Genomic DNA, 23,647 nt, shown 5'->3' on the forward strand with positions numbered 1-23,647 from the left:
CTAAAGCGCAAGAATTTTGCCGACAAAACCTTCAACCCGGGCGCTGAGCTCGGCCCCCTGTGTTTCAAGGTTTCTGGCGGCATCTCCCAGTTCGGATGAAACCGTATCGGTGTGTTTGATCGCATTGGTGATTTCAACAACGCTGTCTCCGACAGAGCGTGCCTCGCCGACTGCAACACTGGCATCTGATGCAACCGAGATACAGATGCCAGCCTGCTGTTCGGTTTGCGATGCTGTGGTTTCAGAGCGCGCCTCAAGATCATCCATGGCCACTGCGATCTGATCTATATCGCCACCGGCCTTGGCAATTGCGTCAAGCATCGCACTCATCCAGCGCGAAATTTCGTCCGTCGCGCTGGCCGATTGCCCGGCGAGTGCCTTGACCTCCTTGGCGACAATTGCAAAGCCTTTGCCCGCTTCGCCAACACGTGCGGCCTCGATCGAGGCATTCAGTCCCAGCATCTTTGTCTGTGCTGCAATCGCCGAGATTGATGACAACATCTTTTCAGCATCAGCCGCACGTTCCTTAAGGGACACAAACGTATCGCGCATATCACGGGCCTGCCGTCCGATTTCATGGGTGGTTCTGACGGTATCAGCGGCATCGGCTCCAACCAGAACCAGCTGATCTTTCAGGGTTTCCATCTGTTGGGCGACATTTTCAATGCGCGAAAGTGCCCGCTCGGCAGCCTGATCAATTCCCTGACTGCATACGCGGGTTTGATCCGAACTATCGCTCAGAATATCAAGCGCACTGCGCATCTGGCTGACCGCAGCCCCCAGCATCCCAACCGTCCCCTGAATCTGGCTTTCGAAGTCAGACGCCAGTTGTTCCCGCGATTTAAGAACCTGTTCGCGTTCAAGAATACGGGCAACCTGTCCGCCAACGAAACCCAGTAGTTCGAGCATCTCGTCATCAAGTTGTGCAACATCGGGGCTAAAGAATTCAATCACTCCTTCCGTCCGGCCAGCCAGCTTGACCGGCAAGGCGAAGCAACCGCGCAACCCGTTGCGTGCCGCAGACGAAGCGCGAAGAAAACCGTCCTTTTGTGTCACGTCCGGAATACAGACAGCATCACCGTTTGCCGCAACAGACCCAATCAATCCCTGTCCCAGTGCGAAAACAGTCTGTTCGGACTGAGCGCGAAAGTCCGCGATATCTGACGCGGAAATCGACGCGCTAACCGACCAGATTCCCGCAGACGACAACTGATCTCCGTTCCGCACATAGGCATGCCCGACCGGCCAGTTACAATATTCACAAACGGCACGCAGAATGTCGGCAATGGCTTCATTGCGTGCGGAGGCTTCATCAGCGACAGAACTTACCCTGCGCAACAGACGCAAAATATCAACCAGTGCCGTACCATTTGGCGCACGCTGGAAATCACGATCATTTTCGGGGGATACGGAACGAATGAAACCGGCAAACATCTGATAACTCCGAGGCTGAAACGGTTCGTGATCCCCAAAGGGCCCCGAACAGGTTGCGCAAGCCTCGTTGCCTGCCGATTTTGGAAATGCCAAGGCGCCGTTGCCTTTAGCTGCTGTTACATTAGCGTAATATTGCACACGCGAAAAGAACATTTCGCGTGTGCAATACAATTTACCGGCTTCAGGACTTCGTCACATTGATTTCCATTGTGAAACTGCCCGGACCTAGTGGTCAGATCTTCATCTTGCGAAACACACCAGACGCGACCATCACGCCAAGGATCACAAGAACCACGGCAAGAACCAGCGCAAGGTTGCCCTGCTCACCCAGCAGCACAACACCGCCAAGTGCGGTCAGTGCCGGGGTCATTGCGCCAAAGGCCGACGCACCGGTCGAGCCGATATGACGCACGGCAAGACCATAGGTAATGACGGCAACACACCCGGCCAAAAGCCCCTGTGCGGTCAGAAGCATCATGACATCACCCACCGGCGCATCAGCAAGCGTTGTCCCGGTAAACAGCGCAATAACCGCCATGATCACAAAGGACCAGAACCCGACAAAAGCCGCCGCTTCAAGCGCGCCAAGGCCGCTTTGGCGCATGGCATGGGTGTAACACGCCCACATAAACGCCCCGGCCGAAACAAGGCCGTAGCCAAGCAACATCTCACTGCTGATCGCACCGGCCGGTTTGAGCGCAACCAGCGACAGCACACCGACAATCACCGCGGCATATCCACCCAGACGCACCTTGCCCGGACGTTCGCCAAACATCACGACAGCTATCAAGACCGCCCAGACAGCCATCACGCCGGGCAACAGAATGCCAACATGGCTGGCTGGAACAAATTGAAGGGCACTGGCAACCATCAGGGTATAAAACGCCCCGGATCCAACCAGCATCAAAAGTCCGTTGGCAATCGAAAGCCCCTTGGGCCAGATGCCTTTTTTAAGCCAGATCGGGGCAAGCAACACAAACGGCACCACAAAGCGCAAAAGACCGATATCCACCGCCGTAAAGTTCGATGTCATGGCATAGCGGGTTGCAATCAGCCAACCGGCCCAGATGAAGACCGTAGCAAGGGCAGATGTCACACCGACAAGTCGGCTTTCCGTCGCGCTGGTGGCACGAAGCGCGGAAGTTTCAGACATAACAAGTTATCCGATAAAGGGTTGATTTTGCCGGAATCAGACCATTTTCACTGCCAGCGGGCAACCCCTTTGACCGGAGGTCAGCCATGCGTTGCGGCACAATAGAAAAACGGCGCAAGGTTTTCCCTGCGCCGTTTGTATTCTTTCAGGACGATCAGACTGAAATCAGATGCCGAATTCGGCAAAGAAATCATTGCCCTTGTCATCAATGACGATAAAGGCCGGGAAGTCTTCAACTTCGATCTTCCAGACGGCTTCCATGCCAAGTTCCGGATATTCGTGAACTTCGACCTTCTTGATGCAATCCTGTGCCAGACGTGCAGCCGGACCACCGATGGAACCAAGATAGAAACCGCCATACTTGTTACAAGCATCCTTGACGGCCTTCGAACGGTTGCCCTTTGCCAGCATCACGAACGAACCGCCAGCGGCCTGGAACTGCTCGACATAGGCATCCATACGGCCTGCCGTGGTCGGGCCGAACGAACCTGAAGGCATACCTTCCGGGGTCTTGGCCGGGCCTGCATAATAGACCGGATGGTTTTTCAGGTATTCGGGCATCTCTTCGCCGGCATCAAGGCGTTCCTTGATTTTGGCGTGCGCGATGTCACGGGCCACAATCACAGTACCGGTCAGCGACAGACGGGTTTTCACCGCATATTGCGACAGCTGCTTGCGGATTTCATCCATCGGACGGTTCAGGTCAACCTTGACCACTTCGTCTTCAAGATGCTCGTCGGTCACTTGCGGAAGGTATTTCGCCGGATCATGTTCGAGATCCTCGATGAAGATACCGTCCTTGGTGATCTTGCCAAGAATCTGACGGTCGGCAGAGCACGAAACCCCAAGACCAACCGGGCAGCTTGCACCATGACGCGGCAGACGGATCACACGCACATCATGGCAGAAATACTTGCCGCCGAACTGTGCGCCGATGCCCATTTCGCGGGTCATCGCAAGAACCTTCTGTTCCCATTCAAGGTCGCGATAGGCCTGACCATGATCGCCACCTTCGGTCGGAAGGTTGTCGTAATAACGCGCAGACGCCATTTTCACGGTCTTGAGGCAGGCTTCTGCCGACGTACCGCCAATGACGATGGCAAGGTGATAGGGCGGGCAAGCCGAAGTGCCAAGGGTACGGATTTTCTCATCAAGAAACTTGCGCAGGCTTTCCGGGTTCAGAAGTGCCTTGGTCTGCTGGAACAGGAAGGTCTTGTTGGCAGACCCGCCACCCTTTGCCATGAACATGAATTTGTATTCATCGCCCTTGGTCGCATACAGATCAATCTGAGCCGGAAGGTTCGAACCGGTGTTCTTTTCTTCGAACATATTGATCGGGGAAACCTGCGAGAATCGAAGGTTATGCTTCTGATAAGCCTGCCAGATGCCTTTGGACAGTGCTTCTTCATCTGAACCATCGGTGATGACCTTGCCACCACGTTTGCCCATGACGATTGCCGTTCCGGTATCCTGACACATCGGCAACACACCGCCCGATGCGATGGATGCGTTTTTCAGAAGATCCATCGCCACGAACTTGTCGTTGGGGGTCGCTTCTTCGTCATCAAGGATCTTGCGAAGCTGTTCAAGGTGCCCCGGACGCAACAGGTGCGAACAATCAAAGAATGCCTGAAGGGTCAGCTTTTCAATCGCTTCGGGTTCGACCTTCAAATAGGTCTCGCCATTGACGTCAACGGTGGAAACACCCTCATCACCGATCTTGCGATACGGGGTGGTGTCCTTCCCCTGTTCGAACATGGGTTTATAGACAAAATCACTCATGGAAGGCTCTCGTCTCTCTCAAAAACAAGGTGGGATTGTTTTTCTCAATAATTGACGCGGAACATAGCGCCTCGGCACAGAAATTTCCATGTTCTTTGCCCCTTCATGCTTTTTTTGTCCCGATTTACGCAGTTCTGCCGATATCTGAACGCCCCTTTGCCCCACCCATCTCGGCACGAACCACGTCGGACTACCCTTATGATTGATTTGCAGTAGACATTCACCAAACAGACAGTGCATCAAGGGACACGCTTGCCCACCCGATGGTCAGGCGCCTCACTTCTCAGGATCAATGATGCTGTCCCAGATTTTGATTATCCTGCCGATTTTCGCGCTGATCCTCACAGGATGGGTTGCGCGCAAAAGCGGCGCACTTGGCCCGACTGCGACGCGTGAAATCAACCGGCTTGTTGTTTATTTCGCCCTTCCGGCCCTGTTGTTTGACATCATGGCCAAGGCCGAGCCGCATGAAATCTGGCAACCTGACTTCATTCTGGCCTTCGGGTTCGGGTGCGGCTTTGTTTTCATCCTGACCATCGTGATGCGTATCGCCAGTGGCCATCATCTGGTCGATGCGGTGATTGACGGGCTGACAACCAGTTACGCCAATGCCGGATTTCTCGGCTTCCCGCTTGTGCTTGCCCTGATTGGTGAAAGCGGTCTGGCGGCCACCCTGATCGCGACGATCCTGACGGCCTGTGTGCTGTTTGCGATTGCCATCATCCTGATCGAGTTCGGCCTGCAACAGGAAGCAAACCGGTTTCATATTGTCATCAAGACGCTAAAGGCACTGATTAAAAACCCGCTGCTGATTGCACCGACCCTTGGCACGATTGTGATGTTCTCGCCGTGGGAATTGCCAGAGCCGGTTGATGTCTATCTGAAACTTGTCGGTGGCGCAGCTGCCCCTTGTGCGCTGATCGCCCTTGGACTGTTTCTGGCTGATCGCACAGCCAGTCAGAAACACGAAAAATGGAGCACCACGGGGATTTTCGTGTTCCTCAAGCTGATTGCACAACCGGCACTGACCTGGGTGATGGCCGTGCCCGTTCTGGGCTTGCCCGGACCGCAGGCCCATCTGGCAATCCTGCTTGCCGCCCTTCCGACCGGCACCGGTCCGTTCATGCTTGCCGAATTTTATGACCGCGAAAGCGTTCTGACCGGGCGGATGATTCTGATTACGACAATCCTTTCGGTCGCAACCCTTTCGGCCTATCTCGCACTCGCCTGAACCCAAACAAAAACAGGCCCGACACATTGATGTCGGGCCTGTAATCCATGCATGGGCGGTGCGCCTAAACGCAGCCTGCGTTATTTCTTGCGGAAGGCATCCAGGGCGATGACTTCGCCGGTTTCACCCGCATCCGGTTTGGATTTCTTACGGGATTTTGACGGTTCGGCAACCAGTGTCGGTGCCGGTTCCTCGTCATCCATCAGGTCCGCATCCAGATCGTCATCTTCGTCATAGTCGAAATCTTCGTCATCCATTTCTTCTTCGACGCTGAAGGTCAGCATGAAGTTGGCAGACGGATCGACAAAGGCCAGCATCGCATCAAAGGGCACGACCACCGTTGTGGGCATGCCATCAAAGCTCATGCCGACCGAAAAGTGATCATCTTCCGATTTCAGATCCCAGAATCGGTGCTGCAGGACAACCGTGATGTTGTCCGGGTGCGCCTTGCGCTGGTTTTCAGGCAATGCAACGCCGGGATGATTGGTCTGGAAGGTGATGTAATAGTGATGCTCGCCGAAAAGGCCTTCTTCCGCCACACGCGCAAGAATATCTTTCACTACGCCGCGCAGCGCCTGGTCGACCATAAGATCGTAACGGAATTCTTCCGGTTTCTGCATCAGTAATCCTGTATCTGGCGGGATACCGGCACGTCCCGGCAAACCCCGTCATTGTCATATAGCATCTTTGCCCACCAATTACATCTTGGTGTGCCTTTATGGACTCTATTCATAACGAAGCGGGGAATAAATACAAGAGTGGGGCGTTCTGTTGCTAGGTGCCCCGTCCCCCACCAAATTACCGCTCCCGGCAACCGGAATTTCGCTTTGGTGCTAGTACCGCTTACGCAGCAACAGCAACCGGAGCATTGTTGTCGTTTGCATTTACAAACATTGGCCCGATGCGGTGGTACCATGCCGAGCGCCCACATTGACTTTTACTGCTCACGTCGATCCTGTTTCGGCCCCACGAAGATTGCCTGAGTCGGGCAACCGTAAATTTGGTGGAGCCGCCGGGTACCGCCCCCGGGTCCGTAAAGCCTATTCTGTCACGCAGTTTAGCGCCGTAGTCGGGTTGCCCCGACAGGCCCTATATAGGTCAACTAACACCGGTTTCACAAGGGGAATCGGGAAAAACTTTTTACCAAACCGATGAAAACGGTCCATGCTCCAGATGCTGTGCACCTCTGCTTGCCCACGCGTTCTGACCTGACTATGCTGCCCCAAAGACGATTCCAGAAATCCAGGAACGAGCATGCAGCAATATCTTGATCTGATGCGCCTTGTGCGCGACACCGGCACACACAAGGAAGACCGCACCGGCACAGGCACCGTATCGATTTTCGGCCATCAGATGCGCTTTGACCTGTCCGAGGGCTTTCCGCTGGTCACCACCAAAAAGCTGCATCTGAAATCGATCATCCACGAATTGCTGTGGTTCCTTGATGGCGATACCAATGTCAAATATCTGCAGGATAACGGTGTACGCATCTGGAACGAATGGGCCGATGAAAATGGTGATCTGGGCCCGGTTTATGGCGGTCAGTGGCGGTCATGGCGCGGGGCCAATGGTGAAACGATTGACCAGATCACCGGCCTGATCGACCAGATCAAAAACAATCCCGATTCCCGTCGCCTGATTGTTTCGGCATGGAATGTCGCCGATGTGCCCAACATGGCGCTGCCGCCGTGCCACTGCCTGTTCCAGTTCTATGTCGCGGATGGCAAATTGTCCTGCCAACTCTATCAGCGCAGTGCCGATATCTTCCTTGGCGTGCCGTTCAACATCGCATCCTACGCGCTTTTGACCATGATGATCGCGCAGGTCTGTGATCTTGGCGTTGGTGATTTTGTCCATACGCTTGGCGATGCACATCTTTATACCAACCATCTTGAACAGGTCGAATTGCAGCTGTCGCGTGAAACCCGCCCGCTTCCGACCATGAAGATCAATCCTGACGTCAAGTCGATCTTTGATTTCAAGTTCGAGGATTTCGAACTGCTCGGCTATGACCCGCATCCGCATATTGCCGGCAAGGTTGCCGTCTGATGCCCGCCAACAATAACGACCGGATCGAACGGGTTGCCGTGGTTGCCGCCGCCAAAAACGGCGCAATCGGCAAGGATGGCTGGATGCCATGGGAGCTGCCCGAAGACCTTAAGCGGTTCAAGGCCCTGACCCTTGGCAAACCGATGATCATGGGCCGCGTCACGTTTGAGGCCATTGGCAAGCCATTGCCCAAACGCACCACCATCATCGTCACCCGCGACAAGGACTGGTCATATGATCATGAAAATGTCCGGGTTTGCCATGATATCGAAAACGCGATCCGGCTTGGCGACCAGATTGCCGCCAGCACCGGTGCAAATGAAGTGATCATTGCCGGTGGTGCGCAGATCTATCACCTCGCCCTGCCCTTTACGACCCGCTATGAACTGACCGAGGTACATGCCGACATTGATGGCGATACCTTCCTTGATCCGTTGCCAAGGGATCAGTGGCAAGAAACCGCCCGTCAGAAAATCGTCAATGATGAGGGCCCGGATTACAGCTTTGTCACACTGGATCGGGTGTAAAACCGTCAACCGCCGGCCTTACACATTGACGTGAAGCCACCGAGGTTGATTTTCCTGACAATTCGGTCCATCTTTAAGGTCGTTATAGAACACTCGTTCCAGTGTTCTGGTCAGTATCCAAGGACATGTTATGGCTCGGCCGCGCGGATTTGATGAAGAAAGCGTTCTTGATAACGCAATGAACATCTTCTGGAGCAAAGGGTTTGAATCTACCTCCGTTCAGGATCTGGTGGATGAGACCGGGCTTAACCGTGCGTCCATGTATGCAAGTTTCGGCGACAAAAAGGCCCTGTTCCTGCGTGTTCTGGATCATTACAGCCAGAAAATCAGTACCGAGCGTTTCGCAAAATTGCGCGAAATCGAAGACGGCCGCAAAGCGATCGAGGCAACCTTCCGCGACACGGCAAGAAACGGCTGCACAGACGGCAAGCACAAGGGTTGCCTGATTGTGAATTCCGGCATGGAACTGGCTCCGCACGATCCGGAAATTGCGGCCATCTCCCATCAGGCATTTCGCCGGGTCGAAGACATGTTTGCAGCGGCACTAACCCGTGGCATCAAGCACGGCACGGTTTCAAAGGAAAAGAACGTTCGTGCATTGTCACGCTTCCTTGCCGGATCGATCCAGGGTGTTCAGTTGATGTCGCGTCGTGGTGCGGATCGCGAAACGCTTGAAGATTATACCAACACCATCTTAAGCACCCTTGATTAAGTCTTCCCGGTGCTATCAAGCCATTGATTAATCTATCTGACGATAAAGCCCATATCGTGATTTCGGGTTGCGATCAGGCATGCCTTGCCCGATAGTCTGCACCTGAAAATCGATCCCGCGGGATCGGCCCCAACAGGTGGATATATCATGATAGCAAGCGACAGTTTCTGGGACAAAGCGGCGGACAAATACGCGCGAAAGTCCGTGGGTGATGAAGCTGCCTATGCCAAGACGCTTGAACGCACAGTGCAGCATCTCTCGCCTGACCAGCATGTTCTTGAAATCGGATGTGGCACCGGAACAACCGCGCTTAAGCTGGCCCCGCATGTTGCCCACATCACGGGTATCGATATTTCCGAACGCATGATCGAAATTGCCCGGAACAAGACATCGGATCAGGGCATTCAGAACGTTACCTTTGCGCATAGCCCGCATGACACATTCATCGCGCAACAGGGGGCCCAAAGCTTTGACGTTGTGATGGCGTTCAACGTGCTTCATCTGCTCGACGATCCGGCAAAGACCGTGCGCAGTCTGCGAATGCTTTTGAAGTCAGACGGGCTTTTCATTTCAAAGACCCCGTGCCTTGGTGAAATGACAAAGCTATTGCGCCCGCTTGTCTGGGGCATGCAAAAGCTGGGCAAGGCCCCTTTGGTCCATTACATCAACTATGTCACCCTTGATGACATGATCCGGGACGCCGGATTTGATATCATTGCAAGTGGCATCTACCCGGCAAAAACCAGATCACGCCTGATCATCGCCAAACGTCGCCAAGCCTGAATTTCCGCAATATTTTCTGTTAAGCCGGATCACAGTTCAGTGATCCCGGATTTAACAGCTTGTTATTTAGAACGATCATTCCATAATCATGACCAATATCCATATTGCACGTCATGAGGAATGAAATGTCTGCTATTACCCCGCTTATCCCCCGCCAGCCGGTCCCGGCTCTGAACGTACCGCTTGTCGGTGGCGGCATCTGGTCGCTGGCCGATCAGAAACCGGAAAACTTCACCATGGTGGTTTTCTATCGCGGTCTGCATTGCCCGATCTGCGGCAAATACCTCAAGGACCTTGATAACAAGCTCGCTGATTTTGCCAAACGTGGCGTGAATGTTGTTGTTCTGTCATCAGACGTCGAAGAACGCGCGATCGAAGCCAAGGCAAAATGGGAACTTGAGAACCTTGATCTTGGTTATGGCCTCAGCCTTGAGAAAGCCCGCGAATGGGGTCTTTATATCTCGACCTCAAACGGCGTGACCTCAAGCGGCTATGAAGAACCGGCCATTTTCTCCGAACCCGGCCTGTTTCTGGTCCGTGCCGACGGCACCCTCTATTTCGGCACCGTTCAGACCATGCCATTCGCCCGTCCGGCCTTTGACCAGATCCTTGGGGCCCTTGATTTCGTGATCGCCAAGGGCTATCCGGCGCGCGGCGAAGTGATTGATCATACCAACCCGTAACAAGCTTCAAGGTCGGTTCCCCCCCCCTCAACCGCCCGTCACACAAGCAAAAAGCCCGGCATCATTCGAATGCCGGGCTTTTCTTTTTCAGTGCCAAGGGATCAATCCTCGTCCGGGTCCGCATCTCCTTCGCGGCGCTTGCGCGGACGCAGAACAATCCAGGCCGCAACAAGTGTCAATGCCGCCATCCCGAACCAGGTCAGGGCATAGGACAGGTGATTGTTCGGGAAACTGATCCTGGTCAGGCCCCCGACCGGAAGCTTCGCCGGGTTGTCCTTGCCATCCGCATCGATGAAATAGGGGGCAACGTCGTTGGCATCAAGACCACGCTTGATCGCCATCGCCCGGACATCGCGCGAATACCAGCGGTCATCTTCGGGCACATTATCGCGCATGAAGGTGCCAACCGGCTCATCAAGGCGCAACAGGCCTATGACGGTAACCTCACCTTCCACCATGCCCTCGGTCCGGCCTGCGGGATCGCGGCGATCTGTGGGTACGAAGCCGCGATTGATCATTACGATTGTGCCATCATCACGCGCAAGCGGCGTCATCACCCAATAGCCTGCCCCGTAATCGGTGGCGGCATAGACATGGCTTTCAAGATCGTTGCGATAGGTTCCTGTAACGCTGACCTTGCGATATTCATCGCGCGCCCGGCTGACAGTTTCCCAGTCATCGCGGGTCGGGGCGGCAACAACATCGCCATGCACGCGCGCCTCAACCCGTTCAATCAGATCAAGCTTCCATGACCGGCGTTCCACCTGCCAATATCCAAGGGCACTGAACCCTGCAAACAGGATTGCCGCCAAGGTCAGCACGACAATCCGTGTTACCGTTGATGGGCCTGTCCGGGTTGGCTCGGACTGAGAAATGCGGTGTTCCGTCATCTCGCTTTCTTTCAAAAGACGTCAATCATTCCTGAAATAAAAAAGGCGCGATACCGGTATAAGTATCGCGCCCCTTTCAGATATCAAGCGATGGCTTAGCCAAAGCTTTTGATCATTTCATGATCCATCTGCGGCATCATGTTGGTGTTGAGGTGATACATCACCCACAGCGAACCGGCGATGGCAATCGCAACGATCACAATGGTGAAGATCAGCGCCAACATGTTCCAGCCGCCTTCGGATTTGGTGTTCATATGCAGGAAGTAGACCATGTGAACCACGATCTGGACAACGCCAAGACCCATAATCCACATCGCGGTCGCGACCTTGCTGTCAAGAACACCATCCATCACAAGCCAGAACGGGATCGCTGTCAGGATGACTGACAGGATGAAACCGATCATATAGCTTTTGAAAGTACCGTGAGAGGCACCATCGCCGTGATGGTCATCATGTGCGTGAGAATGTGCACTCATCCCAGAACTCCCAGCAGATAAACGACGGAGAAGACACCGATCCAGACAACGTCAAGGAAGTGCCAGAACATCGACAGGCACATCAGACGACGTTTGTTCGCCGGGATCAGGCCGCGTTTGCCAACCTGAACCATCAGGGTCACAAGCCAGATGATACCGAACGTCACGTGCAGACCGTGCGTTGCCACCAGCGTATAGAACGCCGACAGGAAGCCACTGCGCATCGGGGTCGCACCGAGGCTCCAGAGGTGATGGAATTCGTAAATCTCAAGACCAACGAAAGCCACACCGAACAGGCCGGTAATTGCCAGCCAGATCTGGGTGCCTGCGATCTTGCCTTTTTCCATCGCCAGCATGGCAAAGCCATAAGTGATCGACGAGAACAGCAGCATCGAGGTGTTGATCGCCACCAGACCAAGATCGAACAGGTCTGCGGGCGAAGGCCCGGCCGCATAGTTGCGGCCGAGAACGCCATGGGTTGCAAACAGGATCGCAAAGATGAGGCAGTCGCTCATCAGATAGATCCAGAAGCCGAGCATCGTACCGGTTTCCGGGTGATGCTCTTCTTTCAGGTAAAAGACCGGCGCTTCGGTCTGAGAGGCAGTAGTATTCGCCATTGTCATTCCCTTACGCCTGCTGTTTTGCCAGAAGGGCTGTACGTTCGTCTTCGGTCTTCACAACTTCCGATGCCGGGATGTGATAATCACGGTCATAGTTGAAGGTGTGTGCAATCGAACCGGCAACCAGAACGATGAAGCTTGCAACAACAAGCCACCACATGTGCCAGACAAGTGCGAAACCAAGGACGAGCGAAATCGCAGCCAGGATAAAGCCAGCGCCGGTATTTTTCGGCATGTGGATATCAATGAAGCCGGAAGTCGGACGTACATAGCCACGTTTCTTCATATCCGCCCAGGCGTCCAGTTCATGGACAACCGGGGTAAAGGCGAAGTTGTAAGCCGGGGGCGGCGAAGACGTCGACCATTCCAGCGTACGACCACCCCACGGGTCACCGGTTTCATCGCGCAGCTTGTCACGTTTGATTACCGCAACAACGATCGACAGGATGAACGAACCGATACCACCGGCAATCAGAAGCGCACCAAAGGCCGCAATGATGAACCAGATCTGAAGCGACGGATCGTCAAACTGGCTCATACGGCGGGTAACACCCATCAGGCCGAGAACATAAAGCGGCATGAAGGCGAAATAGAAGCCGATGGTCCAGAGCCAGAACGACATCTTGCCCCAGAATTCATCAAGCTTGAAGCCGAATGCTTTCGGGAACCAGTAGACGATACCGGCAAACATCCCGAAGACCACACCGCCGATAATCACGTTATGGAAGTGAGCGATCAGGAACAGGCTGTTATGGAGCACGAAGTCAGCCGGCGGAACAGCAAGCATAACACCGGTCATGCCACCGATAACAAAGGTCAGCATGAAGCCGATTGTCCACAACATCGGAACATCAAAGCTGATGCGACCCTTATACATGGTGAACAGCCAGTTGAAGACCTTTGCACCGGTCGGGATCGAGATGATCATGGTGGTGATGCCAAAGAAGGCATTCACGCTTGCACCCGACCCCATGGTGAAGAAGTGGTGCAGCCAGACGATGTAGGACAGAATGGTAATAACCACGGTGGCATAAACCATCGAGCTGTAACCGAACAGGCGCTTGCGGCAGAAGGTCGACACAACTTCAGAGAACACACCAAACGCAGGCAGGATCAGGATATACACTTCCGGGTGACCCCAGATCCAGATCAGGTTGATATACATCATGGCGTTACCGCCAAGATCGTTGGTGAAGAAGTTGGTGTCTGCGTAACGGTCAAGACCAAGCAGAACCAGAACCGCGGTCAGAACCGGGAACGCTGCAACGATCAGGATGTTGGTGCAAAGCGCGGTCCAGGTAAAGACCGGCATCTTCATCATCGACATGCCCGGCGCGCGCATCTTGACGATGGTCACAATCAGGTTCACCCCTGAAAGCAACGTACCGACACCGGCGATCTGCAAGGCCCAGATGTAATAGTCGACCCCGACCCCCGGACTGTAGACAATGTCAGACAGCGGCGGATATGCCAGCCAGCCGGTCATTGCGAATTCGCCAACAAACAGCGACGCCATGATCAGCGCGGCACCACAAGTGGTCATCCAGAAGCTGAAATTGTTCAGGAACGGGAATGCAACGTCGCGCGCACCAATCTGCAGCGGCACAACAAAGTTCATCAGACCGGTCACCAGCGGCATTGCCACGAAGAAGATCATGATCACACCATGCGCGGTGAAAATCTGATCATAGTGGTGCGGCGGAAGGAAACCTTCGGCACCGTTAAAGGCAATGGCTTGCTGGGCACGCATCATAAGAGCATCGGCAAAGCCACGCAGAAGCATGATAATTGCCAGGATGATATACATGATGCCGATCTTTTTATGATCGATCGAGGTGATCCACTCGCGCCACAGATATCCCCAAAGACGGAAATAGGTCAGACCGCCGACAACGGCGATGCCACCCACAACCACCCCCAGAAACGTCACAAGAATGATCGGATCATGGAGGAACGGGAAGGAGTCGAGGGACAGCCGGCCAAATATAAAGTGTAAAAGGTCCGGATTAGAGAACATCGGATTACTCTTCTTTCAAATGCAGAAAGGCACCGGATTTACGGTGCATAAACTGCGAAGGGCCGGCTGGCTCTCACCAACCGGCACTGCTTCAGAACCCTGTCGAAACGCCTGCGGGCGAAACGCTCATGGCGCGACCTGTCTGCCCATTGTCAAACAATGGCAGATTGGCAATCTCGCCAGAGAAACCACTTTCAGGAGTGGTGCAAAGCGAAGCCACGTAGGATTTGCTCTCGGGTAACGGCTGGCTGCCGCGCATCTGCGGAACGTCATAGGTCAAAGACATGACGTTATAGACACCGGCCAAACCGCCACCGCCATTCTCGTCGATCGCCATCATCTCGTTCATGCACATTTTCGACTGGTCAACGCACATGTTGAGAATTGCCTGGAAAAGTTCCGGGTCGACTGCGCTGTAATAGCGAACCGGTTCCTTAACGCTCGGCTTTTCAAGTTCAAGATACTGCGCACGGCCAAGGAAGTTCTCATCGGACTTCACCTTGGAGACCCATTCGCTGAACCCGTCTTCGCTCAGGCCGTGGAACTTGAAGCGCATATGAGAGAAACCCTCACCGCTATAGTTCCCCGAGAACCCGTCATAAACGCCTTCTTCGTTGATCACGGCATGGAGTTTGGTTTCCATACCTGCCATCGAATAGATCTGACCCGCAAGAGCCGGAATAAAGAAGGAGTTCATGATCCCCGAAGAGGTAATTTTGAACTGGATCGGCGTATCCACCGGAGCTGCAAGTTCGTTGACGGTCGCAATACCCTGTTCCGGGTATACGAACAGCCATTTCCAATCGAGGGAAACAACCTCAATCACCATCGGTTTGTGATCTTTGGCCAACGGACGTTCTGCATCAATACGATCCAGCGGACGATACGGATCAAGCGTATGCGTCGTAACCCAAGTGATCGCGCCAAGCGCGATAATGATCACCAGCGGTGCGGACCAGATGACGACTTCAAGCTTCGTGGAATGGTGCCATTCGGGATCGTATTCCGCATCCTTGTTGCCCTGACGGTATTTCCAGGCAAAGAAAACAGTCAGTGCCATCACCGGAACGATGATCAGCAACATGAGGATCGTGGAAACGATAATCAGATCGGACTGCTGGGACGCGATATCACCCGACGGGTCGATAACAACCAGGTTGCAACCGGCCAGAAGCGAAAACATCGAGGCTACAGCGACGCCACGTACAAGTTTTGAAAGCATGCGCTTCATACTTTGTCAGTTTCTGGAAGATGTTCTCACAGACAACAATATGCCTGCGAGCCGCATGAACGACCCATCGGAGATCGCCACACGTCGTACCCCGTCGCAACGGCATATAGGAATAATCATTCCAAACATCCACGCAAAGGGCACAATTTTGGCAAATTTTTTTCAAAAATCCGCCAAGTCGGAATTTCGCGGGAATTGCTATAGCTGCATCGCAACAATGTCAAGGTACCTGCGGCGCATAGCAGGTCTTTATGACAATTATCATTCCAATGTAAACCATACGTTGTGCGGTGCAGAAAGATAATTGACACTGACGTTTGAAATTCACATGTCTATAATTAGACTCGATCCAAAGTCGTATCGTCCTTCGAGCCGCATTTGTGATCCAATTAAAAGTAGTTAGGACCCAAAGGTCCTACCAGTGATTTAGGGAGAACGGCGTGAACCAAACGACAGAAAACTACGCGACCGCTACCTCATCAGGTTTGGAACGCGATGCGCGGCATCACAATGCCGACGCCACCAACGATCCCGGTCAGATTGCGCTTGGCGTAATCATTGGCCGAACTTCGGAATTCTTCGACTTCTTCGTTTACTGCATCGCATCGGTACTTGTGTTCCCGCAACTGCTATTTCCCGGTGAAACAGCATTGGTCGGCACAATGTATTCGTTTGCCATCTTCTCGCTGGCCTTTATCGCGCGCCCCGTCGGATCGCTTGTCTTCATGACGGTCGACCGTCGCTATGGTCGCGGGGTAAAGCTGACCATTGCCATGTTCATGCTTGGCGGCTCCACGGCTGCGATGGCCTTCCTGCCCAGCTATGCCTCGGCCGGTATCGTTGCAGTCTATCTTTTGTGTGTCTTCCGCTTCCTGCAGGGGCTTGCATGGGGTGGTGCATGGGATGGTCTGGCGTCCCTTCTTGCACTGAACGCGCCAGATAACCGCAAGGGCTGGTATGCGATGATCCCGCAGTTGGGCGCTCCGCTTGGCTTCATGCTGGCCTCATCGCTGTTTGCCTATCTGCTTCTGACCCTTCATCCAGATGACTTCCTGGCATTTGGCTGGCGCTTTGTGTTCTTCGTTGCATTTGCAATTAACGTGGTTGCCCTGTTCGCCCGGCTGCGACTGGTAGCAACTTCGGAATTCGGACATCTGCTCGAAAAGAACGAACTTGAAGCCGCCCCTGTCATGGACACGCTCAAACATAACGGACGGACCGTTCTGCTTGGCGCTCTGGTGCCAATGGTCAGCTACGCGCTGTTCCATCTGGTGACGGTGTTTGCACTGAGCTGGGTCTATCTGTATGCCAACGGCAATCCGGGTCAGTTCCTGCTGACACAGGGAGTTGGTGCGGTGCTTTGTGCCTTTGGCATCATTGCATCGGGCTTCATTGCCGATCAGCTGGGCCGTCGTCGCCTGCTCGGTTACAGTGCCGGCATCATCCTTCTGGGAGCGATCCTTACCCCGCTTCTCTACAATTATAATGTCATCAATGAAGGCATGATTGTTCTGGGCGGCTTTGCTGTTCTTGGCCTTTGCTTTGGTCAGGCAGCCGGTACACTGGCATCCAACTTCAAGCGTGAATATCGCTATACCGGTTCGGCACTGACATCCGATCTGGCATGGTTGCTTGGGGCCGGTTTTGCGCCGCTGATCGCACTTTATCTGTGCGACAAATACGGACTTCCCGGTGTCGGTGCCTATCTGCTTTCGGGTGCGGTTGTCACCCTTCTGGTCCTGCATTTCAACAAACAGTTCGGATCAAAAAACAGCGATTGATTACGGCCCCGGACTCATGGAAAACACCCCGGTTTCTGACCGGGGTGTTTTCGTTTGATCCAGAATGCATGTTCGGAAACGGCACATCACCAGCTATTGTTTGGTGCCTGCCTGCCACAACCGGCTATAACGGCGCATTGTCTCGCGCAGGAATGTCTCGAACACGCGGACCTTTCTGGGCATCCGGGCCTGTTTGGGATAAATCAGACTGATCATCGCCCCCGGATAAAGCCAATCGTCTAGAACCGGCTTCAATCGCCCGGCTGCGATATCCTCGGCAACCAGAAATGCAATCATCTGCAACACACCGCCCCCTGCTACTGCTGCGGCGACGGCGGCCTCGCTGCTTTCAAATGCCAGTCGCCCGCGGGTGGCAATATGACGCGCAATCCCCTGTTCCTCGAACCGCCAATCCAGATTATTTCCCGTTCCGCTTGAAATAATCCCGATACATTCATGATCGATCAGTTCGTCAGGCGTTTGTGGCACACCGTATTTTTTCAGGTAGTCCGGAGATGCGCTGGTGATAAACGGAATGCGTCCAAGCGGCCGGGCGATGATGTTCTGTTCAGGCGGTTCACCAATAAAAACTGCCGCATCAATATTATCACCAACAAAATCCGGAAAGCCGTTACGCGATAAAAGCTGCAAGCCAAGTTCGGGGAACGGTTCGATAAAACCCGGAAGTGCCGGGGCCACCACCATGCGCGACAGGCCAACGGGTATCTGCACACGCAATGTGCCACGCGCACGCTTTTCAGACGAACCAACGTCATCTTCAAGTTCGGCAATATCGCCCAGAATGCCGCGCGCTGAGTCAAAATACCGTTGACCGTCTTCGGTCAGGGATAACCGCCGGGTGGTTCTGCGCAAAAGCTCCACCCCGAGATGGCGTTCAAGGTCTTTGACAATCGAACTGGCCATGCCGTGGGAATATCCAAGTTCCTCAGCCGCACGCACAAAGCTGTTGCGTTCAACAACCCGTACAAAGACCTGCATTGCCCGCAAACGATCCATTTATCTGATATTTCCAGATAATCATTCCGAATATCTGATAATTATCACAAGCGTGCGCTGTGGCACAAGCACGCCTGACTTGCTAACCAACATATTCAGGACGTCAGACAGCCATGACCATCACACAGGAAACCCCGACCAAACCAAAGCCACTGGTGCAGCCCCAGGCACAAGCAGCTCCTTTGCCCCCAACACGACATGACCTTTATTACAGCGTTCACAAAGGCATCCGCTTCATGCATTGCCAGATCATGACTGCCCTTGGCACCACAGAATGGTCAAGCAATGTTGAATCCCTGCGCATGAGTTCGGAACTGCGCCGTCACATGGAAATGTGCGCCGATCATCTGCGTCACGAAGACGAGGTCATCCACAAGGCACTCGAGGCAAAGCTTCCCGGTGCCAGCATGCAGGCAGATGAGGAACATGACGCTCATCAGGTTGCCTTTGACGCGATGACACTGATCCTTGACAGCTTGCAGACGGCAACCGGGCCTGAACGCCAAAGGCTTGGCAAGATTTTATACAAGACATTCTGCAACTTCGTTGCGGCTGATCTTGCCCATATGGAAGGCGAGGAAACCGTTCTTCAGCGCCATCTGCACGAACTTTATTCTGATGAAGACCTTCAGCAGTTTGAAGGTCAGATCGTCGCAGGAATTGCACCCGACATGATGGTCCGCTTCATGCGCGCAATCGTCAGCGCCCAGAACTGGCAGGAACGCGACGAGATGCTAGGCGCCATGCAGGCCGGAATGCCCAAAGAGGCATTTGATCAACTGATGGCTGCCATCGCAGACACCCTTTCCGTCTGAAAAACAAGACACGAGCAAACAAAAATGCCGGGCAACGACCCGGCATTTCTCTTCTGACAGACAACAGTCTCAGTCGGGGAATTTGGCATTTGCAGGACCGGTTGTCTCCCCCCGGTCAGCCGGTCGCGCGATCAGGGCGCGCGTGCAATATCGCCAAACTCCCCGATGAGTGCGCCGTACCCGTTAAACGTAGTTTGACGGGAACATGGCGCGTTTGGCGTCTTCATCCATTTCAGTCTTGAAGGTGTGATCCTTGCCGACAGTGCGTGCGGCAATCGCTGCTGGATGACTGTTCATCGCATCAAACCAGCGTTTCAGGTTCGGATAGTTTTCCATCACATCAGGGTTCTTGTGAACATAAGGCGCCTTGTCGATCCAGCCCCAGGCCGAAATATCGACAATCGTCATTTCGTCACCGACGATGAAGTCGCGGCCTTTCATATGATCTTCAAGCACCTGATAATGGCGGGCGATCTCGTTGCGGTAACGGTTCACGCCATAGTCGCTGCCTTCGGGCGCGACATACTGGAAATGAACGGCCTGGCCTGAAAACGGACCGATGCCCGTGGCGATGAACATCAACCAGGACAGCAATTCACCGCGATTTTCCGGCTTGCCCAGAAACTTGCCCGATTTTTCCGCCAGATACAGCAAGATCGCGTTTGAATCGAAAACACGAACTTCCTTGCCACCGGCCCCTTCGGTATCGACAATTGCCGGAACCTTGCCATTGGGATTGATCGCACGAAAATCCGGATCATGTTGCTGACCCTTGCGGGTATCAACCGGCAGCACCTCGTATGCGAGCCCGGTTGCTTCCAGCATCATCGAGATTTTCTGCGGGTTCGGGGTCGGGTGAAAATAGAAGCGGATCATCAAAAGTCTCCTTGCGGGTCATCACATTCACACGAAACTGTGACCCGACATTGTATTTTGGAACGTTCGTTTTAAATTGACCCATAATGTCTCAGTTGGCAAGCTTGGATTATTGAAGCTGTCACCAGAAAATATGCTCAAGGAGCCCCAATCAGATGATTGAACTTTATTACTGGCCAACCCCGAACGGTCACAAGATCACCCTGTTCCTCGAAGAGGCCGGGCTGGATTACAAGATTTTCCCGATCAATATCGGTGCAGGCGATCAGTTCAAACCGGAATTCCTGGCCTTTTCGCCCAATAATCGCATGCCGGCAATCATTGACCGTGACCCGGCCGACGGTGGCGAGGCGATCACGGTGTTTGAATCCGGTGCAATCTTGCAATATCTGGCCGAGAAAACCGGCAAGTTCCTTCCGACTGACGTCCGCGGCCGCAAGACCGTGATGGAATGGCTGTTCTGGCAGATGGGCGGCCTTGGTCCGATGGCCGGTCAGAACCACCATTTCGGCACCTATGCGCCGGAAAAAATCCCCTATGCCATCACGCGCTATGTCAATGAAACCAACCGCCTCTATGGCGTGCTCAACAAACGTCTTGAAGGGCGTAAATTCATCGCTGGTGATGACTACAGCATTGCCGATATGGCGTCCTATCCATGGGTTGTCAGCCATGAAAAACAACAACAGGATCTGAATGAATTCCCGAACCTGAAACGCTGGTTCAAGGCCATCGAAGCCCGTCCGGCCACGATTGCAGCCTATAAGGTTGGTGAAGGCATGCGCGAACCCATCATGAGCGACGAGGACAAAAAAGTCCTGTTTGGTCAAACCGCAAAATCGACCCAAAACGCCTGATCACGCGTTGCTCAATCCATCCCGACAAGCCCGGCCGGATCGCCGGGCTTGTTTTTTTTGTTGCCCCGCCTTTCCGATCCAATTAAATGTTACGTTATAACATAACATTTATAGGTCCCCTGATGAAACGCCTTCCCGTAACTGTTCTGTCCGGCTTTCTTGGCGCGGGCAAAACCACCCTCCTCAATCATGTTCTTAATAACCGCCGTGGCTTGCGGGTTGCGGTCATCGTCAATGATATGTCCGAGGTTAATATTGATGCCGACCTGATCCGCAACGGCGGGTCCGAGCTTTCCCAGACCGATGAAAAGCTGGTCGAAATGACCAATGGCTGCATTTGCTGCACATTGCGCGATGACTTGCTGGCCGAAGTCCGCCGTCTCGCCGAACAGGGGCGTTTTGACTATTTGCTGATCGAATCAACTGGCATTTCCGAACCCCTTCCGGTTGCTGCCACCTTTGATTTCCGCGATGAAAATGGTCAGTCGCTTGGCGACATTGCCAAACTTGATACCATGGTCACGGTGGTCGATGGTGCGCGCATGATCGCCGATTACAGCTCTACCGAACTGCTGTCGGATCGCGGCGAAAGCCTTGGTGACGGAGATGACCGGTCCATCGTCGATCTTTTGGTTGATCAGATCGAATTTTCCGACGTCATCGTTTTGAACAAGCTTGATCTTATCAATGACGAAGAACGCAAATCCGTGCTGGGGATCATCAAGGCACTGAATGCCGATGCCGAAATCATCGAGACCACACAAGGCATCGTCACCCCCGAACGCATCCTGAATACCGGACGTTTTGATTTCGAACGGGCGCAAAACCATCCGCTGTGGGCCAAGGAACTCTATGGCTTTGCCGACCACATCCCGGAGACCGAGGAATACGGGATCAAAAGCTTTACCTTCCGCACCTCTCTGCCCTTTCACCCTGAACGTTTTCACGCCTTTATCAACAGCGAATGGCCCGGCGTCCTGCGGGCCAAGGGTCATTTCTGGCTGGCGACCCGCCCTGACTGGGTCGGTGAAATCAGTCAGGCCGGAGCCGCGGTCAAGACCGAAGCCCTTGGCACATGGTGGTGCGCGGTGCCACGTGATCAATGGCCGGACAATCCGGCATGGCGCGATCTTGTCTTTTCAAAATGGGATCCGGTCTTTGCCGACCGTCGTCAGGAAATCGTCTTTATCGGTCAGAACATGAACGAAGCCGCCCTGCGCCAACGTCTGTCGGAATGCCTTGTCGATGATAACGACGATGCCCTGACATCATCCTTTGATGCGGCACACTATGCCAACCTGCCCGATCCGTTCCCGCGCTGGTCGCGGAACTGAACCCCATCTGTCAAAGGCTTTTGACCCGATCACATCGAAACAAGCCCAAAGAAGTAATCCGTCTGGACCAAATTCGGCCTAGATTTTTCAACCATTTGCGCGAAGATAATGTCGCCACTGCAGGACGACCAACAACGCAACGGAGATGGCATGCGTCGACACAAAGCCGGTTCGCCCATATTGAAAGATTACCTGCACCGGATCACCCGGAAGACACGCATGCTCCTTGCTGTCGTAATTCCGGCCGCCGCCATCGCATCCTGTGCCTTTCCCCCCGATAACGAGCTTTATCAGCAATCCCCCGACATCCCGCCCTACAAACAGGACAGTTTCGACGAATATGTTACCCAAACCCGTGACTGGGTCGCCGAACATCGCGTCTTTATCACGCAGGACCGTGACACCGAACTGGCGCGCAACATTCCGTTTGAAAAAGGCCCGACGTCACCGGACGACAGAACACCAAAGCGCGGCGTTCTGTTTGTGCATGGTTTGGGGGCAAGCCCATGGTACTTCCACGACATTGCCACCCGGATGGCAAAGAACGGATGGCTGGCGCGCTCCATGCTGTTACCCGGCCACGGAACCCGTCCGGCAGATCTGGGCATTCCGGACTATGCGGACTGGACAGAGGCCGTTGCCCATCAGGTTGCCCTGCTCGAAGGCCAGGTCGATGAAGTCTGGCTTGGCGGGTTTTCCACCGGCGGCAATCTTGTGACCAGTTATGCCGCAGAACATTCCGAAATTGCCGGCTTGTTGCTGTTTTCACCGGGCATTTATCCCGATAACGGCTTCCTTTTCCTGACCCCTGTCATCAAGTATCTTTGGGACTGGATCGACGTTGACTCTGAAGTCAATGCCATCAATTACCAGTCGCTTTCATCAAGGGCATCAGAGCTTTATTACCGAAGCGTTCTGGATGCGCAGGAACATCTGGCTGCAAAGCCGTTTGATCGTCCGGTGGTTCTGGCGATGAGTGCCGATGACAGTGTGCTGGCCCCGATCGAGACACTTCGCGCATTTGAGAAACGCTTCACCCATCCCAAATCGCGTTTTGTCTGGTATGATGACACGCCTGCACCGACCCGTGACAAAAGGGTTGAAACCCTTAACAGCAAGCTGCCCGATCAGCAGATCAGTACATTTTCGCATCTGAGTGTGCTGTTTGCGCCAAGCAATCCGTATTATGGTGTGAAGGGCAGTTTTATCTTTGTTGAAAATGGTCAGGAAAACATCCCCCTGCCCGAAGACCTGTCAAAGATCTGGCGCAGCAGTTGGGGTTATACAGAGCCCGGCAAATATCATGGCCGCCTGACCTGGAATCCCTATTTCGACGCGTTGATCGGCACAATCGACGATGTCACCAACTAAGCCAAAGG

At 53.9% G+C, this 23,647-nt stretch carries 22 protein-coding genes and 1 other RNA gene; 11 read left to right on the plus strand and 12 right to left on the minus strand.

Going from position 1 to position 23,647, the window contains the following annotated elements; genetic code table 11:
- From WA318_RS18500 to WA318_RS18510, 3 genes are all read right to left on the minus strand, one after another.
- Positions 1-1,434: a methyl-accepting chemotaxis protein gene (locus tag WA318_RS18500; protein WP_336083518.1), complete on the minus strand. Its 1,434-nt coding sequence runs from the start codon at positions 1,432-1,434 to the stop codon at positions 1-3.
- A 232-nt stretch (positions 1,435-1,666) separates the two neighbouring features.
- Positions 1,667-2,587, minus strand: a complete 921-nt coding sequence (locus tag WA318_RS18505; protein ID WP_336083519.1) for a DMT family transporter — start codon at positions 2,585-2,587, stop codon at positions 1,667-1,669.
- Between the two features lie 165 nt (positions 2,588-2,752).
- On the minus strand, positions 2,753-4,369 hold the full coding sequence (locus WA318_RS18510; RefSeq protein ID WP_336083521.1) for a fumarate hydratase: 1,617 nt from the start codon (positions 4,367-4,369) through the stop codon (positions 2,753-2,755).
- Positions 4,370-4,664: 295 nt separating this feature from the next.
- Here WA318_RS18510 and WA318_RS18515 point away from each other — a divergent pair, with 295 nt between their 5' ends.
- Complete coding sequence (locus WA318_RS18515; protein ID WP_336083523.1) at positions 4,665-5,600, plus strand: AEC family transporter; 936 nt, start codon at positions 4,665-4,667, stop codon at positions 5,598-5,600.
- An 80-nt stretch (positions 5,601-5,680) separates the two neighbouring features.
- Here the strand turns inward: WA318_RS18515 and WA318_RS18520 are convergent, their stop codons facing one another.
- Together WA318_RS18520 and ssrA are read right to left on the minus strand one after the other, a co-directional pair.
- Positions 5,681-6,220, minus strand: a complete 540-nt coding sequence (locus WA318_RS18520; RefSeq protein WP_114099257.1) for an SspB family protein — start codon at positions 6,218-6,220, stop codon at positions 5,681-5,683.
- Between the two features lie 137 nt (positions 6,221-6,357).
- Positions 6,358-6,724, minus strand: a transfer-messenger RNA (tmRNA) gene (ssrA, locus tag WA318_RS18525).
- Positions 6,725-6,854: 130 nt separating this feature from the next.
- Here ssrA and WA318_RS18530 point away from each other — a divergent pair.
- From WA318_RS18530 to WA318_RS18550, 5 genes are all read left to right on the plus strand, one after another.
- Complete coding sequence (locus WA318_RS18530; protein WP_114099256.1) at positions 6,855-7,649, plus strand: thymidylate synthase; 795 nt, start codon at positions 6,855-6,857, stop codon at positions 7,647-7,649.
- A complete protein-coding gene (locus tag WA318_RS18535; protein WP_336083527.1) occupies positions 7,649-8,176 on the plus strand; it encodes a dihydrofolate reductase in 528 nt (175 codons plus the stop codon). Before WA318_RS18530 ends, WA318_RS18535 begins: the two co-directional genes overlap by 1 nt.
- Before the next feature lie 130 nt (positions 8,177-8,306).
- Entirely contained in the window at positions 8,307-8,888 is a 582-nt protein-coding gene (locus tag WA318_RS18540) for a TetR/AcrR family transcriptional regulator (protein ID WP_336083530.1), read from the plus strand.
- Between the two features lie 147 nt (positions 8,889-9,035).
- Positions 9,036-9,671 carry a class I SAM-dependent methyltransferase gene (locus WA318_RS18545; protein ID WP_336083532.1) on the plus strand — a complete coding sequence of 212 codons (636 nt, stop codon included), beginning with the start codon at positions 9,036-9,038 and terminating at the stop codon, positions 9,669-9,671.
- Between the two features lie 125 nt (positions 9,672-9,796).
- Positions 9,797-10,354 carry a peroxiredoxin-like family protein gene (locus tag WA318_RS18550; protein ID WP_336083534.1) on the plus strand — a complete coding sequence of 186 codons (558 nt, stop codon included), beginning with the start codon at positions 9,797-9,799 and terminating at the stop codon, positions 10,352-10,354.
- A 101-nt stretch (positions 10,355-10,455) separates the two neighbouring features.
- On the opposite strand, the gene WA318_RS18555 is transcribed toward WA318_RS18550, so the two are convergent.
- The 5 genes from WA318_RS18555 to cyoA form a co-directional block, all read right to left on the minus strand.
- A complete protein-coding gene (locus WA318_RS18555; RefSeq protein WP_336083536.1) occupies positions 10,456-11,244 on the minus strand; it encodes an SURF1 family protein in 789 nt (262 codons plus the stop codon).
- Between the two features lie 95 nt (positions 11,245-11,339).
- Entirely contained in the window at positions 11,340-11,720 is a 381-nt protein-coding gene (locus tag WA318_RS18560) for a cytochrome o ubiquinol oxidase subunit IV (protein WP_336083539.1), read from the minus strand.
- Positions 11,717-12,337: a cytochrome o ubiquinol oxidase subunit III gene (cyoC, locus tag WA318_RS18565; RefSeq protein WP_336083541.1), complete on the minus strand. Its 621-nt coding sequence runs from the start codon at positions 12,335-12,337 to the stop codon at positions 11,717-11,719. Before cyoC ends, WA318_RS18560 begins: the two co-directional genes overlap by 4 nt.
- A 10-nt stretch (positions 12,338-12,347) precedes the next feature.
- A complete protein-coding gene (gene cyoB, locus WA318_RS18570; protein WP_336083543.1) occupies positions 12,348-14,357 on the minus strand; it encodes a cytochrome o ubiquinol oxidase subunit I in 2,010 nt (669 codons plus the stop codon).
- 91 nt (positions 14,358-14,448) lie between these two features.
- Entirely contained in the window at positions 14,449-15,588 is a 1,140-nt protein-coding gene (cyoA, locus tag WA318_RS18575) for a ubiquinol oxidase subunit II (RefSeq protein WP_443082650.1), read from the minus strand.
- Between the two features lie 440 nt (positions 15,589-16,028).
- Between cyoA and WA318_RS18580 the strand changes: the two genes are divergently transcribed.
- On the plus strand, positions 16,029-17,369 hold the full coding sequence (locus WA318_RS18580) for an MFS transporter (RefSeq protein ID WP_336083545.1): 1,341 nt from the start codon (positions 16,029-16,031) through the stop codon (positions 17,367-17,369).
- 93 nt (positions 17,370-17,462) lie between these two features.
- On the opposite strand, the gene WA318_RS18585 is transcribed toward WA318_RS18580, so the two are convergent.
- Positions 17,463-18,386 (minus strand): LysR family transcriptional regulator, encoded by a 924-nt coding sequence (locus tag WA318_RS18585; protein ID WP_336083547.1) that lies wholly within the window; start codon positions 18,384-18,386, stop codon positions 17,463-17,465.
- A gap of 113 nt (positions 18,387-18,499) precedes the next feature.
- On the opposite strand from WA318_RS18585, the gene WA318_RS18590 reads away from it, so the two are divergent.
- Positions 18,500-19,201, plus strand: a complete 702-nt coding sequence (locus WA318_RS18590; RefSeq protein WP_336083549.1) for a hypothetical protein — start codon at positions 18,500-18,502, stop codon at positions 19,199-19,201.
- Positions 19,202-19,384: 183 nt separating this feature from the next.
- Here WA318_RS18590 and WA318_RS18595 read toward each other — a convergent pair whose 3' ends face one another.
- Positions 19,385-20,077, minus strand: a complete 693-nt coding sequence (locus tag WA318_RS18595; protein ID WP_336083551.1) for a glutathione S-transferase family protein — start codon at positions 20,075-20,077, stop codon at positions 19,385-19,387.
- Between the two features lie 155 nt (positions 20,078-20,232).
- Between WA318_RS18595 and WA318_RS18600 the strand changes: the two genes are divergently transcribed.
- From WA318_RS18600 to WA318_RS18610, 3 genes are all read left to right on the plus strand, one after another.
- Positions 20,233-20,934: a glutathione binding-like protein gene (locus tag WA318_RS18600; RefSeq protein WP_336083553.1), complete on the plus strand. Its 702-nt coding sequence runs from the start codon at positions 20,233-20,235 to the stop codon at positions 20,932-20,934.
- 122 nt (positions 20,935-21,056) lie between these two features.
- Positions 21,057-22,268 (plus strand): zinc metallochaperone GTPase ZigA, encoded by a 1,212-nt coding sequence (zigA, locus tag WA318_RS18605; RefSeq protein ID WP_336083555.1) that lies wholly within the window; start codon positions 21,057-21,059, stop codon positions 22,266-22,268.
- A gap of 219 nt (positions 22,269-22,487) precedes the next feature.
- Positions 22,488-23,639: an alpha/beta hydrolase gene (locus WA318_RS18610; protein ID WP_336083557.1), complete on the plus strand. Its 1,152-nt coding sequence runs from the start codon at positions 22,488-22,490 to the stop codon at positions 23,637-23,639.
- Positions 23,640-23,647 lie beyond the last annotated feature (8 nt).

The sequence above is a fragment of the Thalassospira sp. CH_XMU1448-2 genome (assembly GCF_037027285.1).
Taxonomy (GTDB): domain Bacteria; phylum Pseudomonadota; class Alphaproteobacteria; order Rhodospirillales; family Thalassospiraceae; genus Thalassospira; species Thalassospira profundimaris_C.